Consider the following 26,057-nt stretch of genomic DNA (forward strand, 5'->3'; position numbering starts at 1 on the left):
GCTTCGGTGCCGGGCATCAGAGATTTCCCGGCGCCTGCTCCTTCGTCGCTTTGACGGCGCCTACATAAATCCCTGATGCCCGGCACCTCGTGCGCGGCGGCACTTAGCGCAGGCGCCGGGGTCATTTGTGTAGCTTGCGTCAAAGCGAGGAACGAGCAGCAAGCGGCAAATGGCGCCGGTGGCGGCGCGGCCCTGCCACACGCCGCTCGGGGGTAATCGTCCAGGGTGGCCGGGTGCAGTCGCGGGGGAGCTTGGTGGGCGTCGCCGCCGCCTATTTTGTGATGTGGGACACGGTCGGGTTGAATCGGGGGCATGGCTAACTTGGAACCGGCGATCCCGGATGAGCAACCTTTGACCCCTTTTCATGATCTGGACCATTACCTGTCAATCCCGCGGGTAAGCGGGCTGGCTTTGAGCCCCGACGGCCGGCGGCTGGTCACTACCGTGGCCACCCTGAACGGCACGGGCACCGAATTCGCCACGGCGCTGTGGGAGCTTGATCCCGCAGGGCAGAAGCAGGCGCGTAGGATTACCCGCAGTGCCAAAGGCGAGGCCGGGGCGGCATTCGCAGCCAACGGCGATGTCTACTTCACCTCGGCCCGGCCGGACCCGGACAGTCCGGAAGGCGACCCCGTGAACGCCCTGTGGCTGCTTCCTGCGGATGGCGGCGAGGCCCGGGTGGTGCTGAACCGGCCCGGCGGGGTGGGTGCCGTGATGACGGCCAGAGCGGCGGACGCCACGTTTGTTGTTGCGGAGGTCCTGGCAGGTTCGGCCGATGAAGACGACGACGCCGAACGCCGCAAGTCCCGCAAGGACAACAAAGTCTCCGCCATCCTGCACAGCGAGTACCCGGTCCGTTACTGGGATGCTGACCTTGGCCCGGGCCAGCCGCGTATTTTCGCCGTTGAACAGGGACCCGACAAAGCACACGGCAAGCCGGGCACCGTGGACGCCGCAGCGCCGCTCGTCCTGCGAAACCTCACCCCGGGCGCTGGGCCCAGGCTCCGCGAAGCAGAGACCGCCGTCAGCCCCGACGGCAAGACCATCTACGCGAGCTACACGAAGCCGCTGGCCAAGGCGGACAGCCGGTCCATCCTGGTGGCCGTGGACGTGGCGTCCGGCAGCACCAAGGTGCTCCTGGATGAAGAAGGCATGAGCTACTTCCCCGGGCCCGTCAGCCCGGACGGCAGCACCCTGGCAGTGGTCAGCGAGAGCGACACCACGCCGCACCAGGCACCGCAGGTCAAGCTCCATCTGCTGGATGTCTCCGGGGCTGACGGCGACACTCCGGGCGGCCTCACCCCCATAGCGCACGACTGGGACCGGTGGCCCAGGCCCGCAGCCTGGCTTCCTGACGGGTCCGCCCTCCTGGCCACAGCGGACGACGACGGCGCGTCGCCGGTTTTCCGGATCAGCGTCCCCGCCGCTTCGGCTGAAGTTGGGGTCACCCGGGTGACGGAGGACGCCGCGGCATATACCGACGTCGTGGTTTCTCCGGACGGACGCAGCGCCTATGCACTCCGGAGCTCGTACGAGTTCCCGCCCGAACCGGTCCGCATCGACCTCCAGACCGGCGAGACCACGCGCCTGCCCGCCCCGGCGGAGCGTCCCTTCCGCCCCGGCAGGCTGGAACGCATCGCGGCGACGGCGGCTGACGGTTCCCGTGTCCCGGCCTACCTTGCGCTGCCGGAGGGCGCATCCGCGGAGTCCCCGGCGCCGATGCTGCTGTGGATCCACGGCGGGCCGCTGGGCTCGTGGAATGCCTGGACCTGGCGCTGGAACCCCTGGCTGCTGACGGCCAAGGGCTACGCGGTGCTGCTCCCTGACCCGGCCCTCTCCACCGGCTACGGCCAGGCCCACATCCAGCGCGGCTGGGGAACATGGGGCAGGGCTCCGTTCACCGACCTCATGGCGGTGACCGACGCCGCCGTCGAACGCCCTGACATTGACGCTGACCGCACCGCTGCCATGGGCGGCTCCTTTGGCGGCTATATGGCCAACTGGGTGGCAGGACAGACAGGCAGGTTCAAAGCCATCGTGACCCATGCCAGCCTATGGGCCCTGGACCAGTTCGGCCCCACGACGGATGCCTCGCAGTACTGGCTGAAGGAAATGACCGAGGACATGGCGCTGGAGAACTCGCCGCACCGCCATGTGGAAAACATCAGCACGCCCATGCTGGTGATCCACGGGGACAAGGACTACCGGGTACCCATTGGTGAGGGATTGCGCCTCTGGTACGAGCTGCTGTCCACATCGAAACTGGCCGCGGACCAGGACGGGCAGACGCCGCACCGGTTCCTGTACTTCCCGGACGAGAACCACTGGGTCCTCCAGCCGCAGCATGCAAAAGTCTGGTACCAGGTGGTGGAGCAGTTCCTGGCCAAGAATGTCCTGGACCAGGAGCTGCCCCTGCCGGCTGAACTGGGACTCTGAGCTCCTGGCCACCTCGTAGGATGGCTCTGTGACTGAGTCCTTCCATATCCGCCCTGCCCGTACCAGCGATGTCTCCGCCATCAAGAAACTGGTGGCGCCGCTGGCGGACCAGCGGATATTGATGGCCAAGGAAACTGTGGCCTACTACGAAAGCCTGCAGGAATTCCGCATCGCAGAGTCCAGCGACGGCCAGGTCATCGGCTGTGGAGCGCTGCACGTGATGTGGGAGGACCTCGCGGAAGTCCGCACCCTGGCCGCGTCCGGGGACTGGCGCGGCAAGGGCGTGGGGCACGTGCTGGTGGAGAGCCTGCTCGAGGAAGCGCGCGCCCTGGGCGTGGCCCGCGTCTTCTGCCTGACGTTCGAGGTGGACTTTTTCAGGCGCCACGGCTTCGAAGTGATGGCTGACCAGTCCGCAGTGGACCCCGTGGTGTACTCCGAGCTCCTGCGCTCGCATGACGAGGGCGTCGCCGAGTTCCTGGACCTTGCCAGGGTCAAGCCCAACACCCTTGGCAACACCCGGATGATCCGGGTGCTCTAAGGGCGCACACAAAAACCGACTACAGCCGCCTGACCTGCGCATACTTGTTTTATTCGAATTGATGGATAAACTATGTGTGGCCGGGTTGGGGGCCCACAGGGAAGGGACAGTCATTGGGGGCTGTCCCTTTTCTGCGTCTAAGGACGGACCGCCGGGCGGCCTCCGGGAACCTACCGCTGCCGGGCCTGCCGGTAGTAGGGTCAAGGTGACATCCTCCAGGAAGCAGAGCCAGGAGCACCGCCATGAAAAAACTCATCAATAACCCACGGGCCGTCGTCGAAGAATCAGTACAGGGCTTCGGCCTGGCCTACCCCAATCTGGTTACCGTCAGCACAGACCCCACCTTCATCACCCGCAAGGACGCGCCGGTGAGCGGCAAGGTGGGGCTGGTCTCCGGAGGAGGCAGCGGGCATGAACCGCTGCACGCCGGCTTCGTGGGGGTGGGAATGCTCGACGCCGCTGTGCCGGGGGCGGTGTTCACCTCACCGACGCCGGACCAGATCCTTCCGGCGACCCTCGCGGCCAACTCAGGAGCCGGCGTCGTCCACATCGTGAAGAACTACACCGGTGACGTTTTGAACTTTGAAACGGCAGCCGAACTCGCGGAGGCTGAGGGCGTCAGCGTCCGCACCGTCCTGGTCAACGACGACGTCGCCGTTGAGGACTCCCTGTACACCGCCGGGCGCCGCGGCGTGGGCGGAACCGTGCTGGTGGAGAAGATTGCCGGCGCCGCCGCGGAGAGGGGCGATGACCTGGACGCGGTGGCGGCCGTCGGTGAACGCGTCAACGCCAACGTCCGCACCATGGGTGTGGCGCTGTCCGCATGCACCGTCCCGCACGCAGGCACCCCCAGCTTCGACCTGGCCGAGGACGAGATCGAGATCGGCATCGGCATTCACGGTGAGCCTGGCCGGCACCGGATCCCCATGGAAAACGCCGACGGCATCACGGACCGCCTGCTGGAACCTGTCCTGGCCGATCTGGGAATCACGTCCGGGGACAGGGTCCTCCTGTTCGTCAACGGCATGGGCGGCACGCCGCTGAGCGAGCTGTACATCGTCTTCCGGCGGGCGTCGCAGGTCCTCGCGGACCGTGGTGCCACCGTGGACCGTTCACTGGTGGGCAACTACATCACCGCCCTGGAAATGCAGGGGTGCTCCATTTCGGTCCTGAGGCTGGATGATGAGCTCACGGAACTGTGGGACGCGCCGGTGCACACGGCCGCGCTCCGCTGGGGCGTGTAACCGTGGCGCTTGATGTCACCTGGGCGGTGAAATGGCTGACCCTGTCCGCCCAGGCTATGGCCGAGCACCGGGTGGAGCTGATCGAACTGGACCGGGCCATCGGGGATTCGGACCACGGGGAAAACATGGACCGGGGCTTCCAGGCTGTCCTGGACAAGCTGGCTGAGGCCCCGCCGCAGACCCCCGGTGCCGCCCTGAAGCTCACAGCCATGACCCTGATGTCAAAGGTCGGCGGGGCAGCCGGGCCGCTCTACGGCACAGCTTTCCTCCGTGCGGCAACATCCCTGGGTGACGCGGCCGAAATAGAACCCGCAGCCTGGGCGGGCGCCCTTGCCGCTGCCCGCGACGGCATCGTGGCCCGCGGGAAGGCCGAGTCCGGGGACAAGACAATGGTGGATGCCTGGACGCCGGCCGTGGACGCTGCCCGGGAAGCCGCGCTGGACGGCAACGGGGACGTCCTCACCGTCCTGGTGGCGGCGGCCGAGGCTGCCGAGGCGGGCGCCGTTGCCACCGACCCCATGGTGGCGCGGAAGGGCCGCGCAAGCTACCTCGGGGAGCGCAGCGCAGGGCACAGGGACCCCGGCGCAGCCTCTTCCGCCCTGATTCTCCGCGCAGCCGTGGGGGCCGCTGCGTGACCGTCAGCCTCGTGGTGGTATCCCATAGCGAAAAAATTGCCGACGGCGCCGCGGAGCTTGCCGCACAAATGGCGCCCGACGTCCTGGTCCTGACGGCCGGTGGCACCACCGACGGAAGGATCGGCACCAGCCTGGAGAAAGTCCTGGCCGCCCTGGACAAGGCGGGCAGCGGCGGCACCGTCATCCTCACTGACCTGGGGTCGGCCGTGATGACCGCCGAATCCGCACTCGAGTTCGCCGAAGACCCGGAGGCCATGGTGCTGGCGGACGCGCCGCTGGTGGAGGGCCTGGTGGCAGCCGCAGTCGCAGCGCAGGGCGGCGCGGACATGCAGGCGGTGAAGCGGGCAGCCGAGTCCGTGGGCGGTCCCGTCCGCCATACGGATGACTCCCCGCTGGGGGCTGTGGGCGAAGGGCCGGCCACCGGAAGTGGGCCGGACTTCACGGGCGACTTTGAGCTGGTCAACCAGGCCGGGATGCACGCCCGCCCGGCTGCGAAGATAGCCGGCGGGCTGTCCGGGCTCGATGCGGAAGTGACGGTCAACGGGGTGGACGGGGCGTCCATGACGGGACTGATGACGCTCGCTGCCGGCAAGGGGTCCGTGCTGCATGTGGAAGCCTGGGGTGCCGACGCGGAACGGGCCGTGAACTACGTGGGCGGGCTGGTACAGGCAGGATTCGGGGAGCCGTAGCCTTCGTTCGGTGTCCGGCGGTGTGTTCCCCGGGGCAGCGGCCCATCCTGCGAATAAGCTCGATGCCATGGAACGGCCCCAGCTCGAAGACAGCCCCGCAGAAATTGAAGTACTGGAAGGTCAAACGTCCGTGGAGGATCTGCTGGCTGATCTTGGGTTCGAATGGCGGCACAGCACTCCGGCACACGATGCTGCACCCGCGACCGCCGGCGGCGACGCTTTCGGGCAGCCCGCGCTGTTCTGAACCACACTGTCCTGAACCGCATCAACGTGTCAGTCCTGCTGGCGCAGCCCTTCGGCGTCGAGTACCACCCCTGCGGTGATAAACCGGCCGCACTGCTCGCCAAACGGATAGTCCCCCCGCGGACGGAATTCGACGCTGCGGACGGGCAGTGCCGTCCCGTCCGGCGCCGTTCCTGACGCCGTGACCGTCATGGGGGATTCGGTGAGCACCTGCAGCATCAACACAGCGTCCTTGCTGCCGTTCGGAGATGCCGTGGCTGAGCAGACGCCGTTGGTGCAGCCCTGGTCGATGGACGAGCTTCCCGGCCGGAGGTCCACGCTGTCCTCCGTGCATTCGCCGTCCTGGCAGGCCATCAGGTGCAGTCCGGCGACCTGCTGGGCGTAGCTGGCAGGGATCGTGACCGAGACGGCGGTGGCCTGGGCGATGGCAGGGCAGGGGACCGCGCCGGGGCCGGGACCGCAGGCCGTGGCGAGTCCCGCCGTCGTCATCAAAGCCAAAAGCAGCCCGTGCCTGCGCATACTTCAGCGTAGGGCGACGTGGCCGGAGCGTCCCGGGCCCAACTCAACTGATGCCCGCATTGTTATGGCCGGGGCAGCTGTGACGGCCAAACGGAGACCGGTATGAAAATAGGCAGGTCCTCGCTTCAGTCCACAGGGAAAATGCTGATGAACCACAGGGAAGCGAGGGCGAAAACCGCGAAGAAGGGGACGATGCACCCCAGCGTTGACCGGGGCTTGGAGGAAACCTGCCGCGACTCGTTGGGATTGGCGGGGTTGTAGGCCACCTCGATTGGGGCGCCCGGCACCGGTTGGCTGGCGAAGGGGACCTCTGATTCGCCGGCAAACAATGTTCCCTGCGGGTCCGTGAACTGGTACATGGGAAAGAAGCGCCGGCTCCGGCTGGATCCGCCGCCGCCATTGGTCCAACCCGCCACGCTGCCGGTGACGGTGGCCTGCACCCTGGTCCATGATGCGGCCTGCTGCTCGTCCTGCTTCGTGGTGCGGACGGCCCGGACTACTGCGAACACCGCTGCGATGACGAACAGCACCCACACGATGTACAGGATCATCTTCATGGCTTCCCCCTGGTTCCCGTTACGAGAAAAGTATGCCAGTCAAAGCATACTTTCTTGTGCTCACGCAGGAAGCCGGTAGCCGCCGTCGTGCATCTCCGCCAAACCGTCGGCAAGCAGGCCAGTCAGCGCCCGCTCCAGCTGTTCCGGCGCCGAGTTGAGCCGGTGCAGGGCGGCCAGCGGCACGCCGATTCCCGTCGGTGCAAAACCCAGGTCCGCTGGCTCGTGGAAGAACATGTCCGGCGGCACCGGAGTTTCGGCCTGCCGCAGCACGGCTACCACGGCGCCCCGGACCTGGCGGTCCGTGCCGTGCCACGCCTGCCCCTTGGGGACGTACGACGGCGGCGGCTCGCCTGCCGCGCGCCAGGCGCAGAGGTCGTTGACCGGACAGGCGGCGCACTTGGGTGCCCGGGCAGTGCACACGAGCGCCCCCAGCTCCATGACCGCAGCGTTCCAGCGCACGGAAGAAGCGTCGTCGGCCGGAAGGAGAGAAGCGGCCAGCCGCATCTCCGCCGCGGTCAGGGCAGGGGCCGGCAGTGCAGTACCGGAAATCAGGCGGGCGTGGACCCTCCTGATATTGGTGTCCACCACGGTCTCCCGCCGGCCGTAGGCGAAGGAAGCCACGGCGGCCGCCGTATAGCCGCCCACGCCGGGGAGCGCCAGCAGTTCGGGGTACGTGTCCGGGACCTTGCCGCTATGGTCCTGGGTAATGGCTGCTGCAGCAGCGTGCAGCCTCAGTGCCCTGCGCGGATATCCCAGCCGGCCCCAGGCGCGTACTGCTTCCCCGGCGGGTTCTCCAGCCAGGGCCGCGGGGGTGGGCCAGCGTTTCAGCCATTCGTGCCATACCGGCAGCACCCGGACAACGGGCGTTTGCTGGAGCATGATCTCGCTGACCAGGATGCCCCAGGGCGAACAGGCGGGCTCGCGCCAGGGCAGGTCGCGGGCTGTTTCGCTGAACCAGCCGTTGATTCGCTCGTGCAGACGGTTAAGGTCGGCTGCGGTCCCGGCAGCCCATGCAGGACCCGCAGGGTGCGGGGAAACGGCGGTGGAGGATTCAGTGTCGATGCCAACACTGTAATGGATGTGTTTGGGAGGGCTGAAACGGGATGTGACCAGAGCGTCGGCGGCACGGCGGCGTGGTGGGTGAACAGAAACGGGCCGGGTCTCTAGCCTAGGAGGATGGGCAGGCAAGGCGAATCATCACCACATGGCAGGGCACCGGCATCCGGTTCCACTGCCGTCCGCAAGCCGAGCGCGGCAGTCTACCGCCGTCGTCGGCTGTTCCTTGGCGGGGCGCTCCTGTTGATCATTGCGCTGGTCAGCAGCTTCGCCGTCGCCGGCGCCTTCAGTGGCAAGTCGGAGCAGGCCTCGTCCACGGCGACCACGGCATCAGCAGAACCTACGGCAGCGGCTTCAGCGTCGCCGTCGGCGTCCGAACCTGCGCCGACGCCCACACCGTCAGCCACCCCCGGCTGCAACCAGAACCTGGTGACCGTTTCCGGGTCCACTGACAAGGCGGCGTATGGGCCTGGCGAAAACCCCATGCTGACGCTCAAGGTGACCAACGGCGGCACCATGCCCTGCGAAGTCAACATCGGAACATCTCAGATGGAGTTCCTGGTGACGAGTGGAGCGGACCGGATCTTCTCCTCACGGGACTGCCAGGCCAAGAGCGAGGACCTGGTGAAGGTCATTGCGCCCGGAGCCAGCGAGACCGCCAACTTCCCCTGGTCCCGCACCCGGAGCGTGGAGGGCTGCCAGCCTATCGAAGCCAAACCGGGCGGTGGCGGTGCGTACTACATTTTCACGGCGAAGCTCGGGTCCAAGGCCAGCCCCAAGGCTGTCTTCCAGCTCAATTAGCATCGATTGCTCCGTAAACGCCGTTTTCAGCCTCCAAAACGGCGTTTACGGAGCAATCGATGGGGCTAGAGGAAGCGGTCCAGCAGGCTTGCTTCCGCCATCCGGCTCAGGCCCTCACGGACCGTGCGGGCGCGCTGGTCGCCGATCCCGTCAACGGTCATCAGGTCATCGATGGTGGCGGCCATCAGGAACTGCAGCCCGCCAAAGTGGTCCACCAGGCGGTCCGCAACTGCCTTGGGGACTGCCTTCAGCCCGGACAGCAGGCGGTAGCCGCGCGGCTGCACCACGGCATCGAGGTTGGCCTCGCCGCCTGCGAACCCGACAATGCCGGAAATCTTTCCAAGGTCGATCAGCTCCGTGGGGCCAAGGCTGACCAGTGCGCTGACGGCGTTCTCGATGTCCTCCGGGGTGGCGTCCGGAGCGCCGTAATCGCGGATGATGACGTCGCTGCCGGGTCCCCGGCCAACCGTGAGCTCATCGAGCTGGAGGGAGAGGAGGCGGCCGTCCTCACCGAGTTCCAGGACGTACTGGGCTATTTCCTCGGAGATCCGGCGGACCATTTCCTGCCGCTGCAGGGTCACAGCCACGTCCCGCACGGTCACCATGGCCTCGATTTCCAGGGCCGAGAGTGAACTGGTGACCTGGTCCAGGCGCGAGCGGTAGCGCTCCAGCGTTGCGAGGGCCTGGTTGGCGCGGGCAAGGACTTTTTCCGAGCCCTCCAGGACGTGCCTTAGGCCGTTGACGTACAGGGCGATGATCTGCATGGACTGGCTGACTGAAATGACCGGCACCCCGGTCTGGATGGCAACGCGCTCGGCGGTGCGGTGCCGGGTGCCGGACTCCTGGGTTTCAATGCTGGAGTCCGGGACAAGCTGGACGGCCGCGCGGAGGATGTTGCCGGCGTCCTTGTCGCAGATAATGGCGCCGTCCATCTTGGCGAGTTCGCGGAGCCGGGTGGGGGAGAAGTCGATGCCGATGTCGAAGCCGCCGGAGCAGATGGAGTCGATGGTCCGGTCCGAGCCAAGGACGATCAGCGCACCGGTGCGGCCCCGCAGGATCCGCTCCAGGCCGTCACGAAGCGGGGTTCCGGGAGCCACTCTGCCCAGGGTAGCCCTGAGTGATTCTTCGGGGCTCCGCGCCATAGTGTTCCCTTCAAAGGTGCGGACCGCCGCCCGCAGGATTGCCGGCTTCAGCAGGTTGCCGGCAGGACCAGAAAATGCTCTGTTTCCCGCAAGCTCAATGATAGGGGCAAGAAACAGCGTCTTCCGCACGGGCAAGCCCTAAAGTGCCTCATTAGGGAGTGCGGGAACAGGGGTCCGGAACGCGTCCGACGACGGATGGCAGGGCGGGCATTTCAGTCCGCCTGCCGGCAGGCTGATACGGCGGTTTGACCTGCCTGCCCTAGGACGGGTTCGAAAGCGAAGCCAGCGTCCTGGTGTTGCTGTCCCAGAGGCGGGCTTCCGTGCAGCGGCCCGCCAAACGCAGGTCCAGCAGGTCCATTGCCGTCCCGAGCTGGTGGGCGGGGACGCGGCGGGCAAGGGTGACATGGGGTGTCCAGGCGTCCGGCAGAGTAAGCGGCAGGGCCCCGGAGATGCCCTCATGGAGGAGGCGGTGCAGTTCCAGGAGCTGGCGGGTCACCACCACGGAGCGGGCCAGGACGTACATTCCCGTCCGCGCGGGAAAAATATGGACGCCCGAAAAGCTGATGTCCAGCGGCAGCCGCTGCCAGGGGTCTTGCAGGTAGTCCGGCAAATTCATGTCCGCACCGGCTGCAAGGGTGATGTGGGGACTGTTGCTGGGCGAGGTATGTCCTGCCAGGCTTGGGATTCCGGCTTCCGCGAGCCTCGCCCAGTCAGCCCTGATGGCGGAATCAGTGGAGTCCCCGAAGGTCAGCTCGATGCTTTGCATCCACCCATCATGCCGCCCGGCGGGCGAGGGGCTGCGTCAGCCGGGTCAGCACACCGCACCTCAGCCGGGCCCTGCTGCGCCCGGCGGGAGCCGGGTCAGCGCATCCGTTCCCGCAGCATCCGTTCCAGGTCCTTGCTGACTTTCGTCAGCGACGCCGCCCTGAGCGCTTTCTGCTCTGCGGGTGTCTGGGTTCCCCGGCGGGGCTCGGCTGCCGGACGGGCCTGGTCACGGCCTCCGGCTGCGGCCAGGCCCGTGGCCAGGGGATCGAAGAAGAGATTGCCGGAAAAGGAGATGCCCTGCACGGTTCAGGTCCTTTCCATGCGCCGGCAGAAGCCGTCCCGCGCCGGGTTGTCTTTGGTCATCATGCGGACACGCTAACGGGAGGTCGTTTCACGGCCTTGAACGCCCGGTTTCGCGGGTGTTAAGCGGGCGCCGCCGCCGGTTTGCCGCCCTGCGATAAACTGGAACTTGGCCGTTTGCCAGCCCGTTTCCCCGGCCCAACGCCGCAGTGCCTCACAGGCAGCGCCCGGGTAGTCCCAACCGCAGCGAAAGTAGCACCGTGTCCCAAGATGTCCTGACCCCCGCCCGGATCTCCGGTATTCATAAAGAGGCGGGCCGCCGCAGGACCTTTGCTGTCATTTCGCACCCTGACGCAGGCAAGTCCACCCTGACCGAAGCGCTCGCCTTGCACGCCAAGGTGATCGGCACTGCCGGTGCCTCCAGCGGCAAGGCCAACCGCAAGGAAACCGTGTCCGACTGGATGCAGATGGAGAAGGACCGCGGCATTTCCATCAGCTCCGCGGCGCTCCAGTTCTCCTACCGGGACACCGTCATCAACCTGCTGGACACGCCCGGCCACGCCGATTTCTCCGAGGACACCTACCGGGTGCTGGCCGCCGTCGACTGCGCCGTGATGCTCGTGGACGCGGCCAAGGGCCTGGAAACGCAGACCATGAAGCTGTTCGAGGTCTGCAAGCAGCGCAACCTTCCCATCATCACCGTCATCAACAAGTGGGACCGCCCCGGCCTGGACGCGCTGGCCCTGATGGACGAAATCACCGAACGCACCGGCCTTCAGCCCATGCCCCTGACCTGGGCCGTGGGCATCTCCGGCGACTTCCGCGGCGTCTGGGACCTCCGCAACGACCGTTTCGCCCGGTTCCAGCGCAACAACGCCGGCGCGCAGATCGCCCTCACCGAGTACTTCACGCCCGAGGAAGCAGCCGAGAGCCAGGGCAGCAACTGGACGGACGCCGTGGACGAGGCCGGACTGGTGATCGAATCGAACCTGGAGTTCGACGTCGAGGCGTTCCATGCAGGCAAGGCCACCCCCATCCTGTTCAGCTCCGCCGCGCTCAACTTCGGCGTCAAGGAACTGTTGGACGCACTGGTGGATTTCGCTCCGCCTGCAGCCCCGCGCCCGGATGTGGACGGCAACCCGCGTCCGGTGGAATCGCCCTTCTCCGGCTTCGTGTTCAAAGTGCAGGCCGGCATGAACAAGGCCCACCGCGACCATGTGGCCTTCATCCGGGTGTGTTCCGGCGTCTTCGAGCGCGGAATGGTGGTCACGCAGACCCGCACCGGTAAATCCTTCGCCACCAAGTACGCGCAGCAGGTGTTCGGCCGGGAACGCGAAGTAATTGACGAGGCCTACCCCGGCGACGTCGTGGGCCTCGTCAACGCGTCCTCTCTTCGAGTGGGGGACAGCCTCTTCCTCGAAGGGCCGGTGGAATACCCCGCCATCCCACTGTTCGCCCCCGAGCACTTCCAGGTGGCCCGCTCCAAGGACCCCAGCAAGTTCAAGCAGTTCCGCCGGGGCATCGAACAGCTCGAACACGAGGGCGTCATCCAGGTGCTCCGCTCCGACGTCCGCGGCGACCAGGCGCCGGTGCTTGCCGCCGTCGGGCCCATGCAGTTCGAGGTGGTGGAGGACCGCATGGCGCATGACTTCAGCGCCCCCATGCGGCTGGAACGCCTGCCCTACTCCCTCGCCAGGATCTCGACGGCGGACGCCATGCCGGCACTCGCCAACGTCATCGGCGCCGAGGTGCTTTTGCGGTCCGACGGCGAGTACCTCGCCCTGTTCAACGACGTCTGGGCCCTGCGCCGCATTGAAAAGAACCACCCGGACCTCACCCTCGTGCCCATCGGCACCCACAACCCCGCAAAGTAGGAACCGTGAACGCAGGCCCCAACAGCGCAGTTCAGCCCCGCGCCATCATCACCGGCTCCGGAACCATTAATCCCGTGGGTTCCACGGTCTCCGAGACCTGGGCCGGCCTGGTCGCGGGGAAATCCGGCATCGCCGCGCTTGGGGATACCTGGACGGAGCAGCTGCCCGTGAAGATCGCCGGGCAGGTCACCGCGGATCTCTCGGAGCACCTGAGCACCCGCGAGATGAAGCGGATGGATCGGTGCGGGCAGCTGGCGCTTATTGCTGCCCGGGAGGCATGGGCCCAGGCGGGTGCCCCGGACGTGGACCCGGAGCGTTTCGCCGTGGTGATCGGATCAGCGTACGGCGGGCTGGGTTCCACGCTGGAGCAGGACCGGACCCTGGCAGCCTCGGGCCCCCGCAAGGTCTCGCCGCACACCCTGACCCGGTTGATGGTCAACGGCCCGGCGGCCTGGGTGTCCATCGACCTCGGCGCCCGCGGCGGCGCCCGAACGCCTGTCAGCGCGTGCGCCTCCGGGGCTGAGGCGATTGTCCAGGGAGCCGAGATGATCCGCTCAGGAGCGGCCGACGTCGTTATTGCCGGCGGCGTTGACGCCTCCGTGAACGACCTCGTGATCACGGGTTTCTCCCAAATCCGCGCGCTGTCCACCCGTAACGATGACCCGCAGCGCGCATCACGTCCGTTCGACGGCGGCCGCGACGGCTTTGTCCTCGCCGAGGGCGCTGCCGTGGTGGTGCTGGAGAGCGAAGAGCACGCCCGCGCCCGCGGTGCCGGGGTGCTGGGGGCCGTTGCCGGCGGAGCGGTGACGTCCGACGCCAACGACATCGTGGCAGCCGATCCCGCCATGCAGCGGCGGGTCATGCAGAAGGCCCTCGAATCCGCGGGCCTGGCTGCGGAAGACATCGGCTTTATCCACGCCCACGCCACCTCCACGCCGGTGGGGGACAAGCTTGAAGGCCAGGCCATCAACGCGATCTTCGGAGCGGATGTGCCGGTCACGTCCACCAAGGGCCACACCGGCCACCTCCTCGGCGGCGCCGGCTCCCTGGCCGCCGTGGTGGTTGTCGAGGCGCTGCGGACCGGCCTGCTGCCCGGGACCCTGAACGTCCAGGAGCTGGACCCCGAGGTGGACCTCAACGTTGTTACCGAAGACGCCCACCGCCTCCAGCCGGGCTACCGTCCGGCCGGGCTGGTGAACGCCTTCGGCTTTGGCGGGCACAGTGTTGCCCTGGTGATCACCGGCGCCTGACCCCTTCGCCCGGGCGGTCACCCGTCGCGACGTACAACGCACCCGCATCTGGACAACGCACCCGGGCGCTCGCGGGTGCAAGGACCAGTAGTGGGTGCCACCCTGCTAGGGGTCGGCGCGGACCTGCTCAGCCAGCGCATCGAAAACCGGCAGTTGCCCCTTCACCAGCTTGAGCCGGGCTTCCGGTTCGGGGAACCAGCGGGCGTCGTCGACTTCCGGGTAGTCCTGGATCCGGCCTGAACCCTTGGGCCACTCCAGCGGAAACGTGTTGCTGACGATCCGTTCCGGCTGGAAGTCCTGCTCCGCGGCGAAGACGGTGATGACCTTGCCGGAGGGCTGCCTGAACTTCCCGAGGAGCCGGTAGTCCGCAGCCGGAGCCGGGGTTCCCATTTCCTCGGCGAACTCGCGCAGCGCCGCGGCCAGGGGATCCTCGTCCTCCCCGTATTCACCCTTGGGGATGGACCAGGCATGGGCGTCCTTGCGGGCCCAGAACGGGCCGCCCATGTGGGCTATCCACACCTCGAAGCCGCCTGGATCCACCCTCCGGTACAGCAGGATTCCGGCGCTTAGAACGGGCATCTTTCCTCCGGTGGGTGGATGTTTGAAAACAGACGGAAGTTGCCGTCCAACGTTAACCCGCAGTTCACGGTGCTGCTTTAGGTTATTCCTTCAGGCACTCTGCTCGAAGGGACCCGTCATGGCCAGTATTGCCGAGGTGTTGGGACGTCTGACGCCGGAAGAACTTGATGAGCTTCACAGCCTTGGTCCACAGGGCCACCTGCCGCGGTACCTGGTTGACGCCCTGGACCGGGCGGCCGGCGGTCCCGGCTCCGGCCGCGGCTATTACGTGCCCACCGGCAACGTGAACAGCAACGGCGGGCCGCTGCTGGTGCTCCGCAGTGATGTGTCCGGCTGGCTGCTCAACTCCCGGCGTGAAGACCCCGACTCGCTGCCGCGCCACAACAGCTGACGCCGGCATCACAGGCACGGACATCCACGGCGCACAGCTGTCAGTAACAGCCGCCAGCGGCCGGCAACGGCTAGCCAATCAGCAGGCTCAAGGCCTCGGTAAGATGCTCCACTTCCCGTACGGAAAAACCGGCCGGGATGGGCCCCGGGCCTGCATGGCTGGCCGGAACAACGGCGTGCGTAAACCCGAGCCGGTGCGCTTCCTGGATGCGCTGGTTGATGCCGGGCACCGGCCGGACCTCGCCGGCCAAGCCCACCTCGCCAAAAGCGATGAGCCGGATGGGGAGCGGCTTGCGCGCCTTTGCTGAGGCCACTGCAAGGGCCACGGCCAGGTCCGTTGCCGGCTCGCTGAGCTTCACGCCGCCCACGGTGGCCACATACGAATCATCCTTGTGCAGCAACGTTCCCGCGCGCTGTTGCAGGACGGCCAGCAGCATGGAAACCCGCGAGGAGTCCAGGCCGCTGGTGGCACGCCTCGGCTGGGAATTGGGGCTCTCCGCCAGCAGGGACTGCACCTCGGCCAGCAGAGGGCGCCGGCCCTCCATGGTGACCGTGATGCAGGTGCCGGACACGGGTTCCTTGGTGCGGCTGACAAAGAGCCCGCTGGGATCAGCCAGGCCCTGGATGCCGTCCTCGTTCAGGTCGAAGCAGCCGACATCGTCCGTGGGCCCGTAGCGGTTCTTGACGGCACGGAGCAGCCGGAGCCGCGAATGCCGCTCGCCCTCGAACTGGCACACTACGTCCACCAGGTGCTCCAGCAGCCGCGGCCCGGCAATGGAGCCGTCCTTGGTCACGTGGCCCACCAGGAGGGTGGTCATGTTCCGCCGCTTGGCCGCAGCGATAATGGACGCTGCCACTTCGCGGACCTGCGAAACGCCGCCGGCGCTGCCATCAACGTCGGCGCTGCTGAGGGTCTGCACCGAGTCCACGATCAGCAGCCGCGGCTCAATCTTCTCCACTTGCCCCAGCGCCTGGCCCAGGTCCGTTTCCGCGGAGAGGTAGAGCGATTCGGCCACGGCGTCGATTCGCTCGGCGCGGAGCTTCACCTGGGCCGCGGATTCCTCCCCGGTCACGTACAACACGTCCTGTGCGGTCCGGGCGAACTTCGCCGCAACGTCCAGCAGCAGGGTGGACTTGCCCACCCCGGGTTCACCGGCCAGCAGGATCACGGCGCCCGGAACCAGGCCGCCGCCCAGCACCCGGTCCAGCTCATCAACGCCCGTGGGCAGGAAGGCGGCCGTGGTGGCATCCACCTCGGCAATCCGGCGGGCCGGCTCCAGGACTGTTGTGGCCGCCGTCGTACGCGCAACAGCGGCGCCGGTCTCCTCAACGGTGCCCCACGCCTGGCACTCGCCGCACCGGCCCACCCATTTGACCGTGGTCCAGCCGCACTCAGCACATTTGTAGGCGGGCGCCTTGGAGGCCCGGGAAGTTTTTGTTGCCATGAATTCCACCCTAGTGGCGGGCACTGACAATCACCGGCAAAGCACTTGCCTGTGATCCATGCCATCTGTATAGTCGAACCTCGAAGGCAATTTCGCCTACAGGATTGTTACCCGTGAATGGGGCAAGACCTGAGAAGCACACTCTGTGCGTCTCGGGTCTTTTTTTGTGCCCAAAAATAGACAGAGAGGTCTGATATGGCAACTGTGGACTACCGGTCGCTGGCCGGAGACATCCTCCAGGGGGTGGGCGGTGAAAGGAACATCGCCAGCGCCACCCACTGCGCAACCAGGCTCCGGCTCAAGCTGCGCGACGACAGCAAGGCGGACCAGGCCGCAATCGAAAAACTTCCCGGCGTGATCACGGTGATGAAGGCCGGCGGACAGTTCCAGGTTGTCATCGGCAACAACGTTCCCACGGTCTACGCCGAGCTCGGCAAGATCACCAAGCTCACCGATGACGACGCGGGAAGCGATGAACCCGTTGCACACGGCAACCTCTTCAACCGCTTCATAGACCTGATCTCCTCGATCTTCTCACCAGTCATCTGGCCGCTGGCCGCAGCCGGCCTGCTCAAGGCATTCCTGAGCATGGCCACCCAGTTCGGCTGGCTTGACCCCGCGTCCCAGACGAACGTGATCCTGGCGGCCACCGCGGACGCCATCTTCTACTTCCTGCCCGTTTTCCTCGCAGTCACCGCCGCGAAACGGTTCAGGACGAACCAGTTCACCTCCATGGCCATCGGCGGTGCCCTGGTCTACCCGAGCATCGTGGCCCTCGCGGCGCAGGCCGAACCCGTCAACTTTGCCGGCATCCCGGTGGTGATGATGAACTACACCAGCTCGGTCCTGCCCATCATCGTGGCCGTCTGGCTGCAGGGCTACGTGGAGCGCTTCCTGACGCGCGTGCTGCCTTCGGCGATCCGGAACTTCACCACGCCGCTGCTGACGCTCCTGGTCATGGTGCCGCTGGTCCTGATGACTGTGGGGCCAGTCACAACCTTCGCCTCGCAGGGCCTGTCCGCTGGCATCAATGCGGCCTTCACGTTCGCTCCGTGGCTGGCCGGTGCCGTCATGGGCGGCTTCTGGCAGGTCTTCGTCCTCTTCGGCTTGCACTGGGGCCTGGTTCCGGGCATGCTCAACGAGCTTTCCACGCAGGGTTATTCCCTGCTGATGGGTCCGCTGGTGGCTGCAGTCCTCAGCCAGGCTGCGGCGACCCTCGCAGTCTTGTTCCGCACCCGGAACAAGGCGCGCCGCACTGTGGCCGGCCCCGCAGCCCTGTCCGGATTCCTTGCCGGCATCACCGAGCCTGCCATCTACGGCGTCAACCTTCCGCTGAAGAAACCGTTCTACTTCGGTATCGCGGGCGGCGTTGTTGGCGGGGCGATAGCCGCTGCCGGCGGCAGCGGTGCCACGTCGTTTGTCTTCGCATCGCTCTTGGCTTTGCCCGCATACGCGTCGGTTGGCAGCTTTGCCCTTCAGCTGATCGGAACGGCAGTTGCCGTGGTTATCGCCTTCACCCTGACCTTTATCTTCGGCCCGCGTGAGGAGGCGGCAGCTGCAGGGGCCGACGCCGGCACCTCGGTTCCCGAGGCAGTTTCCGTTGCGCCGGCGGCAGCTTTGGCCGTGCCCGCTTCGTCGGCCGTCCCCGCCACAGCAGCAGGTACCGCGGCCACCACGGTGGCCGGCATCGTTGACATTGTTGCCCCGGTTGCGGGCAGCGCGGTTGCTTTGGCTGATGTCCAGGACAAGGTGTTCGCATCCGGTGCCATGGGCAAGGGCCTGGGCATCATCCCGGCGGACGGGCACATCTACTCACCCATCACCGGAACCATCAAGGCCGCCATGAAGACCGGCCACGCGTTCGGCATCAAGTCCGAGGACGGCGTTGAGGTCCTGGTCCACATCGGCATCGACACTGTCCAGCTGCAGGGGCGCGGCTTTGAAGCCGCTGTCACGCGGGGCGAGCAGGTCCGCGCGGGAGACCTGCTCGCCGTCGTCGACCTGGATGTGGTGACCGAAGCCGGTTACGACACCACCACCCTGGTGATGGTCACCAACACCGCCCAGCTTGGCAGCGTGGAACCGGTGGCCGGCGGCACGCTCGCCCACGGGGACACTGCCATCACTGTCCGCGTCTAAGCCTTCACATATCCGGTGCCGCCAAACCCTGGCACCCGCCCCCAGTCCCGCTGGCATTTTCCAGACCCACTGACAAAGGAATGATCAACTGTGACCACCACTTTCCCCGAAGGATTCCTCTGGGGCGGAGCAACTGCCGCCAACCAGATCGAAGGCGCCTACAACGAGGGCGGCAAAGGCCTGTCCATCCAGGATGTGATGCCCAAGGGCATCACGGAGATTCCCACGGAGGGGCCGACTCCGGAGAACCTCAAGCAGGTGGCGATTGATTTCTACCACCGCTATGCGGAGGACATCGCCCTTTTCGCGGACATGGGGTTCAAAGTGTTCCGGTTCTCCATCGCCTGGAGCCGGATCTTCCCGCTGGGCGACGAAGAGACCCCCAGCGCCGAAGGCCTGGCCTTCTACTCCCGTGTCCTGGATGAACTTGAGAAGCACGGCATCGAGCCGCTGGTGACCATCAGCCACTACGAGACTCCGCTGCACCTGGCCAGGAAGTACAACGGCTGGACTAACAGGGAGCTGATCGGCTTCTATGAGCGCTACTGCAGCGCCCTGTTCGAGCACTTCGGGGGCCGGGTGAAGTACTGGCTCACATTCAATGAGATCAACTCCGTGATCCACGAGCCGTTTATGTCCGGCGGAATTCCCACCCCCAAGGACCAGCTCACCAAGCAGGACCTCTACCAGGCGATCCACCACGAGCTGGTGGCCTCCGCGCGGGCCTCGAAACTGGCCCGAGAGCTGATGCCCGGCGCGCAGGTGGGCTGCATGATCCTTGCGCTGCCCACCTACCCGCTCACGCCGGACCCCTCGGACGTGGTGGCGGCCATGCTCACTGCCCAGGACAGCTACGCGTTCGGTGACATCCACTGCCGCGGCGAGTACCCCGGTTACCTGCTGCGGTACTTCAGGGACAACGGGATCGAGCTGGAGATCACCGCCCAGGACCGCGAAGATCTGAAAAACACCGTGGATTTCGTGTCCTTCAGCTACTACATGAGCATCTGCGAGACCGCCGATCCCGCCAAGAAGACCAAGGGGCCCGGCAACATCATGGGCGGAGTTCCCAACCCCACACTCAAGGCGTCCGAGTGGGGCTGGCAGATCGACCCCCAGGGGCTGCGCGTGGCACTCAATGATTACTGGGACCGCTGGCAGAAACCGCTCTTCATCGTGGAGAACGGGCTGGGCGCGGTGGACAAGCTGGTGGAGGTCGACGGCGAAAAGACCGTCGTTGACGACTACCGCATCGGCTACCTCAACGACCACCTGGTGCAGGCCCGGGAGGCGGTTGCAGATGGCGTCCAGCTGATGGGTTACACCTCCTGGGGCTGCATCGACCTGGTCAGTGCCTCCACCGCCCAGATGAGCAAGCGTTACGGCTTCATCTACGTGGACAGGAACGACGACGGCACGGGCTCCATGGAGCGCTACCCCAAGAAGTCCTACGGTTGGTACAAGGAAGTCATCGCCACCAACGGTGCCAGCCTGACAGACTAACGCCACCCGGAACGACAAACACCAGCCGGACAGCAAGAGCCAGGAGAGTTTTTGTCCAGATATGCAGGGTAGAAAGGCCTTAAACCCGGCATATCTGGACAAAAACTCCCTCTCCGGGGGTATCCCGCTTCAACGATGAAAGGAGGACGGCGTGGAGGTCCTGCGCGTATTCAACAACAACGTCGTCCTCGCCCGGGCCGCGGACAGGGGAGAGGTCATCCTCACCGGCCGCGGCCTGGGGTTCCAGGCAAAGCCCGGCCAGCAGGTGGATGAGGCCAAGGTGGTCCGCGTCTTCGTCCCCGAGGACGGCCGCAACGCTGACAACTTCGGCGCGCTGGTGGCGGCCATCCCGCCCGAACACCTCGCACTGGCAGACCAGGCGCTGGACATTGCCCGCGGCGGACTGCGCGGGCCACTGAACTCCACCACAGTGGTGGCCCTGGCGGACCACCTGAGCTTCGCCATCAAACGCCTGCGGCAGGGCCTGAACATCGAGTACCCGCTGCGGGCCGAGGTGGCCCACCTCTACCCGGACGAGCTGCACATGGCACAGCAGATCGTGGACTTCGTCAACGCCCGGCTCGAGGAAGCCCTGCCCCGCGACGAGGCTGTAGCCGTTGCACTGCACCTGGTCAACGCGGGCTTCGCCAGCGGCGACCTCTCCTACACCTACCAGATGACCGGCGTCTTCGCGCAGCTGTTCGAAGTCCTGGAACAGGCCTACGGCCGCTCCTTCGATCGGGAGACCGTCAACGCCGCACGCTTCATCACCCATTTGCGGTACTTTTTCGTCCGCGCCCATACCGGACGGCAGCTGGCCGAGGGGGCAACAGGGCTGGGGTCCGCCATCCGGGAGGCGTACCCGGAAGCATTCGGCACCGCACTGAAACTGCAGGCCGTCCTGGAACTCCGGCTCGGCCAGCCCCTCACCGACGACGAAGTCACCTACCTCACCCTGCACGTCGCCCGCATGGCCGATGACCTGCGGCTGAGCCAGAACGCAGAAACTCCTTCCTGACCAGCGCCGTCCCAGCGGCGGCGAGATGATCATGAACTACGAGAGAGCGCTCTCTTGACAGTGATCCGCGCCACGCCTACAGTTGAGGAACTTGCCAGAGAGCGCTCTCTCAGCGCCGGAAGTTCCCACAAAGGAGTGACGTTGAAATTCGTACGCCGACACACAGTGACCGCTATCGCGGGCGTGGCAGCCATGGCCCTGATGGCCACAGGCTGCAGCAGCAGTTCGGAACAAGCAGCAAGCGCTGACAATCCTGTAGAGCTCACGGTCACCACTTTCGGGACCTTCGGCTACGACGATCTCTACGCCGAATACGAGGAAGCCAATCCCGGCGTCAAGGTCAAGGCCACCAATATCGACCGCGGGTCCAATGCCCGAACTGACGCCTTCACCAAGCTGGCCGCAGGATCCGGGCTCAGCGATGTCGTGGCCATCGAGGAGGGCTGGCTGGGTTCCATCATGGAAGTTTCGGACCAGTTCGTGGACCTCAACGAGCACGGTGCAGCTGACATCAAGGACAACTGGGTGGACTGGAAGTTCAAGCAGGGCACGGATCCGGACGGCCGCGTCATCGGCTACGGAACCGACATCGGTCCGCAGGGGCTCTGCTACAACGGCAAGCTCTTCGAAGCTGCGGGAATGCCCAGCGACCGCGAATCGGTGGCCGAGCTCTTTGGTGGCGGGGACGCCACCTGGGAAACCTACTTCAAGCTCGGGGAGCAGTACAAGGCAGCCACCGGCAAGGCCTGGTATGACCAGTCCGGCTTCGTCTGGAACTCCATGGTGAACCAGATGGAAGAGGGCTACTACACCAAGGACGGGGAGCTGAACATCGAAGGCAACCCCGAGATGAAGGACAAATTCGAAATGCTTGCGGCCGGCACGGCGGCCGGTCTGTCCGCCAACCAGACCCAGTGGGACTGGGGTAACGGCAAGGCATTCGTTGACGGCTCCTTCGCCACTTTCGTCTGCCCCGGCTGGATGCTCGGCACCATCAAGGGCCAGCTGGAATCTGCGGGCGGCGGCACGGAGAGCGGCTGGGACTTCGCCGACGTATTCCCGGGTGGAGCCTCCAACTGGGGCGGAGCTTTCCTGTCAGTACCCACGACGTCAGAGCACCCTGCCGAAGCCGCAAAGCTGGCAGCCTGGCTGACCGCTCCCGAGCAGCAGGTCAAGCAGTCGGCTGCCGCGAACAACTTCCCCAGCACGCTCAAAGCGCAGGAGAAGCTGGTGGCCGATGCCACTCCGAACGTGGTGTTCAACGACGCCCCCACCGGCGTCATCCTTGCCAACCGCGCTAAGGGTGTGGTGGCCCAGTTCAAGGGACCGGATGATTCCGTGATCCAGGAAAACGTGTTTGGTCCGGCGCTCAAAATGCTCGACGCCGGAACGGCCGACGCTGACAAGGCCTGGTCCGAAGCGCTGACCCTCCTCAACGACCTGGTCGTAAACAACTAGCAACACCCGCTGTGGGGCCTCCCGGAAGGGAGGCCCCCCGATGGAGGGCTAAAGCCCAATGACAACCACCCTGAACCGCCCCGCCAAACCCGTGGCGGCCATCAAACCCAAACCCACCTTCAAACAGAGGCTCAACGTCTTCGACGTCAAAGCATCGCCCTACCTCTACATCGCACCGTTCTTTATCCTCTTCGCACTCGTGGGGCTGTTCCCGCTGGTCTACACCTTCGTGGTCAGCCTCTTCGACTGGCACCTCCTCAAAGGCCAGGGCGACTTCGTTGGCCTGCAAAACTTCACGGAAGTCCTCCAGGACCGCTTCTTCTGGAACTCCCTGTTCAACACGGTCAGCATCTTCCTGCTGTCCGCCATCCCGCAGCTTGCCGTGGCGCTTTTCCTGGCAGCCGTGCTGGACCAGAACCTCCGCGCCAAAACCTTCTGGCGGATGAGCGTGCTCCTGCCCTACATCGTCACCCCGGTGGCGGTGGCCATGATCTTCACCAACATGTTCGGTGAGCAGTACGGCCTCATCAACAACGTCCTGGGAAATTTTGGCCTGGATCCGGTCATGTGGAAGAGCGAGACCCTGCCCAGCCACATTGCCATCGCCACCATGGTGAACTGGCGCTGGACCGGCTATAACGCCCTCATCCTGCTGGCCGCAATGCAGGCCGTTCCCCGCGACCTGTACGAGTCCGCGGCGCTGGACGGCGCCGGAGCCCTCCGCCGCTTCTTCAGCATCACCCTGCCGAGCATCAGGCCCACCATGGTGTTTGTTGTCATTACCTCCACCATCGGCGGCCTGCAGATCTTCACCGAACCCCGGCTGTTCGATCCCGCAACCGCAGGCGGCTCGCAGCGGCAGTTCCAGACCACCGTGCTGTACCTCTGGGAAATGGCCTTCCAGCGCCAGAACTTCGGCAAGGCGTCCACCATCGCCTGGCTCCTCTTCCTGATCATCGTGCTGTTCGGTGTTATCAATTACCTGATCTCACGTCGCATCGCCACCGCCGATGCCGCAAAGCCCTCCCGGTCAACAAGGAGAGCACGCAAACGCGCTGAAAGGACTACGCGATGAGCACCATCGAAGGGTCGCCCCATGCGGCCACCGGCGTCTTGCCTACAGAAAAGAAGCCTTCCGGCCGCCCCGCGCCCCTCCGCAAGCGTTTTGTAGGCTCCGGCGAAAAACCCGGGTTCCTGACCTACGGATTGCTCCTCGCCTTCCTGGTGTCCTCGGCCTACCCACTGTGGTGGTCCGCCGTCATTGGCAGCCGCTCCAACGAGGCCCTCGGCGAAACCTGGCCGCCCCTGCTGCCCGGAGGGAACTTCTGGACCAACGTGGGCGAGGTCTTTGACACCATTCCGTTCTGGCTCGCCCTGGGCAACAGTGTCCTGATCTCATGCATCATCACCCTGTCCGTGGTTGGCTTTTCCACACTGGCCGGCTACGCCTTTGCGAAACTGCGCTTCAAAGGCCGCAACGGGCTCATGCTGATGGTGGTGGCCACCATGGCCATCCCAACGCAGCTTGGCATCATCCCGCTCTTCATGGTGATGAGAACCTTGGGCTGGACCGGCGAAATCGGAGCTGTGGTGGTGCCCACGCTGGTAACCGCGTTCGGCGTCTTCTTTATGCGGCAATACCTGGTGGACGTCATCCCGGATGAGCTCATCGAATCCGCACGGATGGACGGGGCGAGCATGATTTCCACCTTCTGGCATGTAGCCATGCCGGCAGCACGGCCTGCCATGGCCATCCTGGGGCTGTTCACGTTCATGACGGCCTGGACGGATTTCCTGTGGCCGCTGCTGGTGCTCGACGCCGGCAACCCCACGTTGCAGACGGCGCTGAGCCAGCTGCAGTCAGCCCGCTACGTGGACTACTCCGTGGTCCTCGCAGGAGCGGTGCTGGCAACCCTGCCGCTTTTGGTGCTTTTCGCACTCGCGGGCAAACAACTCATCTCAGGAATTATGCAAGGAGCAGTGAAGGGCTAATGCAGCACCCGACGTACCAGCGGCAGTGGCCCGAGGGCTTTATCTGGGGATCAGCGACGGCGGCGGCCCAGATAGAGGGCGCCGGCCGCGAGGGCGGCAAGGAAGACTCCATCTGGGACCACTTTGCGCGGATTCCAGGGGCAATAGCCAACGGCGAGAACCTTGACCAGGCCGTGGACCACTACCACCGAATGCCACAGGACGTCCGGCTGATGAAAGAGCTGGGGCTGGACTCGTACCGCTTTTCCACCAGTTGGGCGCGGGTGCGTCCCGGGGACAGGGCCGTCAACCGTGAGGGCCTGGACTTCTACTCCAGGCTGGTGGATGAGCTCCTTGAAGCCGGCATCCTGCCCTGGCTCACCCTCTACCACTGGGACCTGCCGCAGGCCCTGGAGGAAAAAGGCGGCTGGGCCAACCGCGACACCGCCTACAGGTTCGCGGAGTACGCCAATGACGTGTACTCGGCGCTGGGGGACCGGGTCCAGCACTGGACCACCTTCAATGAGCCGTTCTGTTCGTCGCTCCTGGGCTACGGCTCCGGCGTGCACGCCCCCGGCCGGCAGGAGCCCGCGGCGGCCATCGCCGCCGTGCACCACCAGCACCTGGCCCACGGGCTGGCAGTGAATGCGCTGCGGGAACGCGGCGCCCAGCACCTGGGCATCACCCTGAACCTGAGCAATTCGATTCCGCGGAACAGCCAGGACCCTGTGGACCTCGACGCCGCCCGCCGTTTCGACTCGTTGCAGAACCGGATCTTCCTCGATCCCATCCTGCGGGGGGCCTACCCGGAAGACTCACTGCGGGACCTCGGCCCGTTCGGCCTGCCGGACGTGATTCTTCCAGGCGACCTGGAGCTCATCAGCGCGCCCCTGGAGTTCCTGGGCGTGAACCACTACCACGACGACCTCATCAGCGGACACGCTGACGACGCCGGAAGCGACGGCCACTCCGGTGGTGCAGAGCGGGCCTCCGCCTCACCCTGGATCGGCTCGGAAGACATCGCCTTTCCCAGCCGCGGCCTGCCACGGACGGCGATGGGCTGGGAAGTGAATCCGGACGGGCTCCGCAAGCTACTGGTCCGGCTGGGGGAGGAATACCCGTCGCTGCCGCCGCTGTACATCACCGAAAACGGAGCCGCGTACGAGGACACTGTCAGCCCCGACGGTGCCGTGCACGATGTGGAACGTACCCGGTTCATCCTGGACCATGTGGCTTCAGTGGGTGAAGCAATAGACCAGGGCGCCGACGTCCGCGGCTACTTTGTCTGGTCCCTCCTGGACAACTTCGAATGGTCCTGGGGCTATGGAAAGCGCTTCGGGATTGTCCGCGTCGATTACGGCACGCTGGAACGCACCGTCAAGGACAGCGGCAAGGCCTATGCCGGGCTGATAGCAGCGGCACAGCGGAGCACTTCCCGCCTCGCTCCGGCACTGCCCGCCTAAACTGAAATTCCCGGCACCTGTGCCAGCCAGACCACGGAGCGA

General features: G+C 65.8%; 25 protein-coding genes. 17 read left to right on the forward strand and 8 right to left on the reverse strand.

All coding sequences use genetic code 11. The annotated features are described in order from the left end of the window. Positions 1–312: 312 nt before the first annotated feature. The 6 genes from IEX43_RS08165 (at position 313) to IEX43_RS08190 (ending at position 5,786) form a co-directional block, all read left to right on the forward strand. Positions 313–2,436 carry a S9 family peptidase gene (locus IEX43_RS08165; RefSeq protein WP_188810001.1) on the forward strand — a complete coding sequence of 708 codons (2,124 nt, stop codon included), beginning with the start codon at positions 313–315 and terminating at the stop codon, positions 2,434–2,436. Between the two features lie 28 nt (positions 2,437–2,464). Beyond that, positions 2,465–2,974, forward strand: coding sequence for an amino-acid N-acetyltransferase (locus IEX43_RS08170; RefSeq protein WP_188810003.1), 510 nt, complete (start codon positions 2,465–2,467; stop codon positions 2,972–2,974). Between the two features lie 242 nt (positions 2,975–3,216). Further along, entirely contained in the window at positions 3,217–4,218 is a 1,002-nt protein-coding gene (gene dhaK / locus IEX43_RS08175; RefSeq protein WP_188810005.1) for a dihydroxyacetone kinase subunit DhaK, read from the forward strand. A 2-nt stretch (positions 4,219–4,220) separates the two neighbouring features. Beyond that, positions 4,221–4,853 carry a dihydroxyacetone kinase subunit DhaL gene (gene dhaL / locus IEX43_RS08180; protein WP_188810007.1) on the forward strand — a complete coding sequence of 211 codons (633 nt, stop codon included), beginning with the start codon at positions 4,221–4,223 and terminating at the stop codon, positions 4,851–4,853. Further along, positions 4,850–5,542 carry a dihydroxyacetone kinase phosphoryl donor subunit DhaM gene (gene dhaM, locus IEX43_RS08185; RefSeq protein WP_188810009.1) on the forward strand — a complete coding sequence of 231 codons (693 nt, stop codon included), beginning with the start codon at positions 4,850–4,852 and terminating at the stop codon, positions 5,540–5,542. Before dhaL ends, dhaM begins: the two co-directional genes overlap by 4 nt. Positions 5,543–5,609: 67 nt before the next feature. Next, entirely contained in the window at positions 5,610–5,786 is a 177-nt protein-coding gene (locus tag IEX43_RS08190; protein WP_188810011.1) for a hypothetical protein, read from the forward strand. 29 nt (positions 5,787–5,815) lie between these two features. On the opposite strand, the gene IEX43_RS08195 is transcribed toward IEX43_RS08190, so the two are convergent. The 3 genes from IEX43_RS08195 to IEX43_RS08205 form a co-directional block, all read right to left on the reverse strand. After that, positions 5,816–6,304, reverse strand: coding sequence for a hypothetical protein (locus tag IEX43_RS08195; protein WP_188810012.1), 489 nt, complete (start codon positions 6,302–6,304; stop codon positions 5,816–5,818). A 125-nt stretch (positions 6,305–6,429) separates the two neighbouring features. Then, positions 6,430–6,861 carry a DUF3592 domain-containing protein gene (locus IEX43_RS08200; RefSeq protein ID WP_188810014.1) on the reverse strand — a complete coding sequence of 144 codons (432 nt, stop codon included), beginning with the start codon at positions 6,859–6,861 and terminating at the stop codon, positions 6,430–6,432. A gap of 60 nt (positions 6,862–6,921) precedes the next feature. Continuing rightward, positions 6,922–7,740 (reverse strand): HhH-GPD family protein, encoded by an 819-nt coding sequence (locus tag IEX43_RS08205; protein ID WP_308422213.1) that lies wholly within the window; start codon positions 7,738–7,740, stop codon positions 6,922–6,924. 297 nt (positions 7,741–8,037) lie between these two features. Here IEX43_RS08205 and IEX43_RS08210 point away from each other — a divergent pair, with 297 nt between their 5' ends. Next, complete coding sequence (locus tag IEX43_RS08210) at positions 8,038–8,718, forward strand: hypothetical protein (RefSeq protein WP_188810016.1); 681 nt, start codon at positions 8,038–8,040, stop codon at positions 8,716–8,718. 65 nt (positions 8,719–8,783) lie between these two features. Here the strand turns inward: IEX43_RS08210 and disA are convergent, their stop codons facing one another. The 3 genes from disA to IEX43_RS08225 form a co-directional block, all read right to left on the reverse strand. Next, a complete protein-coding gene (gene disA / locus IEX43_RS08215) occupies positions 8,784–9,860 on the reverse strand; it encodes a DNA integrity scanning diadenylate cyclase DisA (protein WP_066280172.1) in 1,077 nt (358 codons plus the stop codon). A gap of 259 nt (positions 9,861–10,119) precedes the next feature. Continuing rightward, entirely contained in the window at positions 10,120–10,626 is a 507-nt protein-coding gene (locus IEX43_RS08220) for a 2'-5' RNA ligase family protein (RefSeq protein WP_188810018.1), read from the reverse strand. Between the two features lie 95 nt (positions 10,627–10,721). After that, positions 10,722–10,928: a hypothetical protein gene (locus tag IEX43_RS08225; protein WP_188810020.1), complete on the reverse strand. Its 207-nt coding sequence runs from the start codon at positions 10,926–10,928 to the stop codon at positions 10,722–10,724. Between the two features lie 257 nt (positions 10,929–11,185). On the opposite strand from IEX43_RS08225, the gene IEX43_RS08230 reads away from it, so the two are divergent. After that, a complete protein-coding gene (locus IEX43_RS08230; RefSeq protein ID WP_174178318.1) occupies positions 11,186–12,799 on the forward strand; it encodes a peptide chain release factor 3 in 1,614 nt (537 codons plus the stop codon). A 5-nt stretch (positions 12,800–12,804) separates the two neighbouring features. After that, on the forward strand, positions 12,805–14,049 hold the full coding sequence (locus tag IEX43_RS08235) for a beta-ketoacyl-[acyl-carrier-protein] synthase family protein (protein ID WP_229666364.1): 1,245 nt from the start codon (positions 12,805–12,807) through the stop codon (positions 14,047–14,049). Between the two features lie 105 nt (positions 14,050–14,154). On the opposite strand, the gene IEX43_RS08240 is transcribed toward IEX43_RS08235, so the two are convergent. Next, the gene (locus IEX43_RS08240; RefSeq protein WP_188810022.1) at positions 14,155–14,628 is read right to left on the reverse strand and encodes an NUDIX domain-containing protein; all 474 of its coding nucleotides are present in this window, start codon (positions 14,626–14,628) and stop codon (positions 14,155–14,157) included. Between the two features lie 118 nt (positions 14,629–14,746). Here IEX43_RS08240 and IEX43_RS08245 point away from each other — a divergent pair, with 118 nt between their 5' ends. Continuing rightward, positions 14,747–15,019, forward strand: coding sequence for a hypothetical protein (locus IEX43_RS08245; RefSeq protein ID WP_188810023.1), 273 nt, complete (start codon positions 14,747–14,749; stop codon positions 15,017–15,019). A gap of 70 nt (positions 15,020–15,089) precedes the next feature. Here the strand turns inward: IEX43_RS08245 and radA are convergent, their stop codons facing one another. Beyond that, positions 15,090–16,463 carry a DNA repair protein RadA gene (gene radA / locus IEX43_RS08250; protein ID WP_104185665.1) on the reverse strand — a complete coding sequence of 458 codons (1,374 nt, stop codon included), beginning with the start codon at positions 16,461–16,463 and terminating at the stop codon, positions 15,090–15,092. 195 nt (positions 16,464–16,658) lie between these two features. On the opposite strand from radA, the gene IEX43_RS08255 reads away from it, so the two are divergent. The 7 genes from IEX43_RS08255 (at position 16,659) to IEX43_RS08285 (ending at position 26,015) form a co-directional block, all read left to right on the forward strand. After that, entirely contained in the window at positions 16,659–18,602 is a 1,944-nt protein-coding gene (locus IEX43_RS08255; RefSeq protein WP_188810025.1) for a beta-glucoside-specific PTS transporter subunit IIABC, read from the forward strand. A gap of 90 nt (positions 18,603–18,692) precedes the next feature. After that, entirely contained in the window at positions 18,693–20,105 is a 1,413-nt protein-coding gene (locus tag IEX43_RS08260) for a glycoside hydrolase family 1 protein (RefSeq protein ID WP_188810027.1), read from the forward strand. A gap of 151 nt (positions 20,106–20,256) precedes the next feature. After that, positions 20,257–21,123: a PRD domain-containing protein gene (locus IEX43_RS08265; RefSeq protein WP_188810030.1), complete on the forward strand. Its 867-nt coding sequence runs from the start codon at positions 20,257–20,259 to the stop codon at positions 21,121–21,123. A 192-nt stretch (positions 21,124–21,315) separates the two neighbouring features. Next, complete coding sequence (locus IEX43_RS08270) at positions 21,316–22,581, forward strand: ABC transporter substrate-binding protein (protein WP_188810408.1); 1,266 nt, start codon at positions 21,316–21,318, stop codon at positions 22,579–22,581. A gap of 58 nt (positions 22,582–22,639) precedes the next feature. After that, positions 22,640–23,656: a carbohydrate ABC transporter permease gene (locus IEX43_RS08275; protein ID WP_188810032.1), complete on the forward strand. Its 1,017-nt coding sequence runs from the start codon at positions 22,640–22,642 to the stop codon at positions 23,654–23,656. Then, positions 23,653–24,573: a carbohydrate ABC transporter permease gene (locus tag IEX43_RS08280; protein WP_229666365.1), complete on the forward strand. Its 921-nt coding sequence runs from the start codon at positions 23,653–23,655 to the stop codon at positions 24,571–24,573. Before IEX43_RS08275 ends, IEX43_RS08280 begins: the two co-directional genes overlap by 4 nt. Next, complete coding sequence (locus IEX43_RS08285) at positions 24,573–26,015, forward strand: GH1 family beta-glucosidase (RefSeq protein ID WP_188810034.1); 1,443 nt, start codon at positions 24,573–24,575, stop codon at positions 26,013–26,015. Before IEX43_RS08280 ends, IEX43_RS08285 begins: the two co-directional genes overlap by 1 nt. Positions 26,016–26,057: the final 42 nt, after the last annotated feature.

This window comes from Pseudarthrobacter polychromogenes (assembly GCF_014644495.1).
Lineage (GTDB): Bacteria > Actinomycetota > Actinomycetes > Actinomycetales > Micrococcaceae > Arthrobacter > Arthrobacter polychromogenes.

Bases quoted from the DNA above. Each gene is read 5' to 3' on its own strand.
- IEX43_RS08205 (WP_308422213.1), bottom strand. From the start codon at position 7,740: ATGCTCCAGCAAACGCCCGTTGTCCGGGTGCTGCCGGTATGGCACGAA.
- radA (WP_104185665.1), bottom strand. From the start codon at position 16,463: ATGGCAACAAAAACTTCCCGGGCCTCCAAGGCGCCCGCCTACAAATGT.
- IEX43_RS08275 (WP_188810032.1), top strand. From the start codon at position 22,640: ATGACAACCACCCTGAACCGCCCCGCCAAACCCGTGGCGGCCATCAAA.
- IEX43_RS08200 (WP_188810014.1), bottom strand. From the start codon at position 6,861: ATGAAGATGATCCTGTACATCGTGTGGGTGCTGTTCGTCATCGCAGCG.
- IEX43_RS08245 (WP_188810023.1), top strand. From the start codon at position 14,747: ATGGCCAGTATTGCCGAGGTGTTGGGACGTCTGACGCCGGAAGAACTT.
- IEX43_RS08210 (WP_188810016.1), top strand. From the start codon at position 8,038: ATGGGCAGGCAAGGCGAATCATCACCACATGGCAGGGCACCGGCATCC.
- IEX43_RS08285 (WP_188810034.1), top strand. From the start codon at position 24,573: ATGCAGCACCCGACGTACCAGCGGCAGTGGCCCGAGGGCTTTATCTGG.
- IEX43_RS08195 (WP_188810012.1), bottom strand. From the start codon at position 6,304: ATGCGCAGGCACGGGCTGCTTTTGGCTTTGATGACGACGGCGGGACTC.
- IEX43_RS08240 (WP_188810022.1), bottom strand. From the start codon at position 14,628: ATGCCCGTTCTAAGCGCCGGAATCCTGCTGTACCGGAGGGTGGATCCA.
- IEX43_RS08190 (WP_188810011.1), top strand. From the start codon at position 5,610: ATGGAACGGCCCCAGCTCGAAGACAGCCCCGCAGAAATTGAAGTACTG.
- IEX43_RS08270 (WP_188810408.1), top strand. From the start codon at position 21,316: ATGGCCCTGATGGCCACAGGCTGCAGCAGCAGTTCGGAACAAGCAGCA.
- IEX43_RS08255 (WP_188810025.1), top strand. From the start codon at position 16,659: ATGGCAACTGTGGACTACCGGTCGCTGGCCGGAGACATCCTCCAGGGG.
- IEX43_RS08220 (WP_188810018.1), bottom strand. From the start codon at position 10,626: ATGCAAAGCATCGAGCTGACCTTCGGGGACTCCACTGATTCCGCCATC.
- disA (WP_066280172.1), bottom strand. From the start codon at position 9,860: ATGGCGCGGAGCCCCGAAGAATCACTCAGGGCTACCCTGGGCAGAGTG.
- IEX43_RS08280 (WP_229666365.1), top strand. From the start codon at position 23,653: ATGAGCACCATCGAAGGGTCGCCCCATGCGGCCACCGGCGTCTTGCCT.
- IEX43_RS08165 (WP_188810001.1), top strand. From the start codon at position 313: ATGGCTAACTTGGAACCGGCGATCCCGGATGAGCAACCTTTGACCCCT.
- dhaK (WP_188810005.1), top strand. From the start codon at position 3,217: ATGAAAAAACTCATCAATAACCCACGGGCCGTCGTCGAAGAATCAGTA.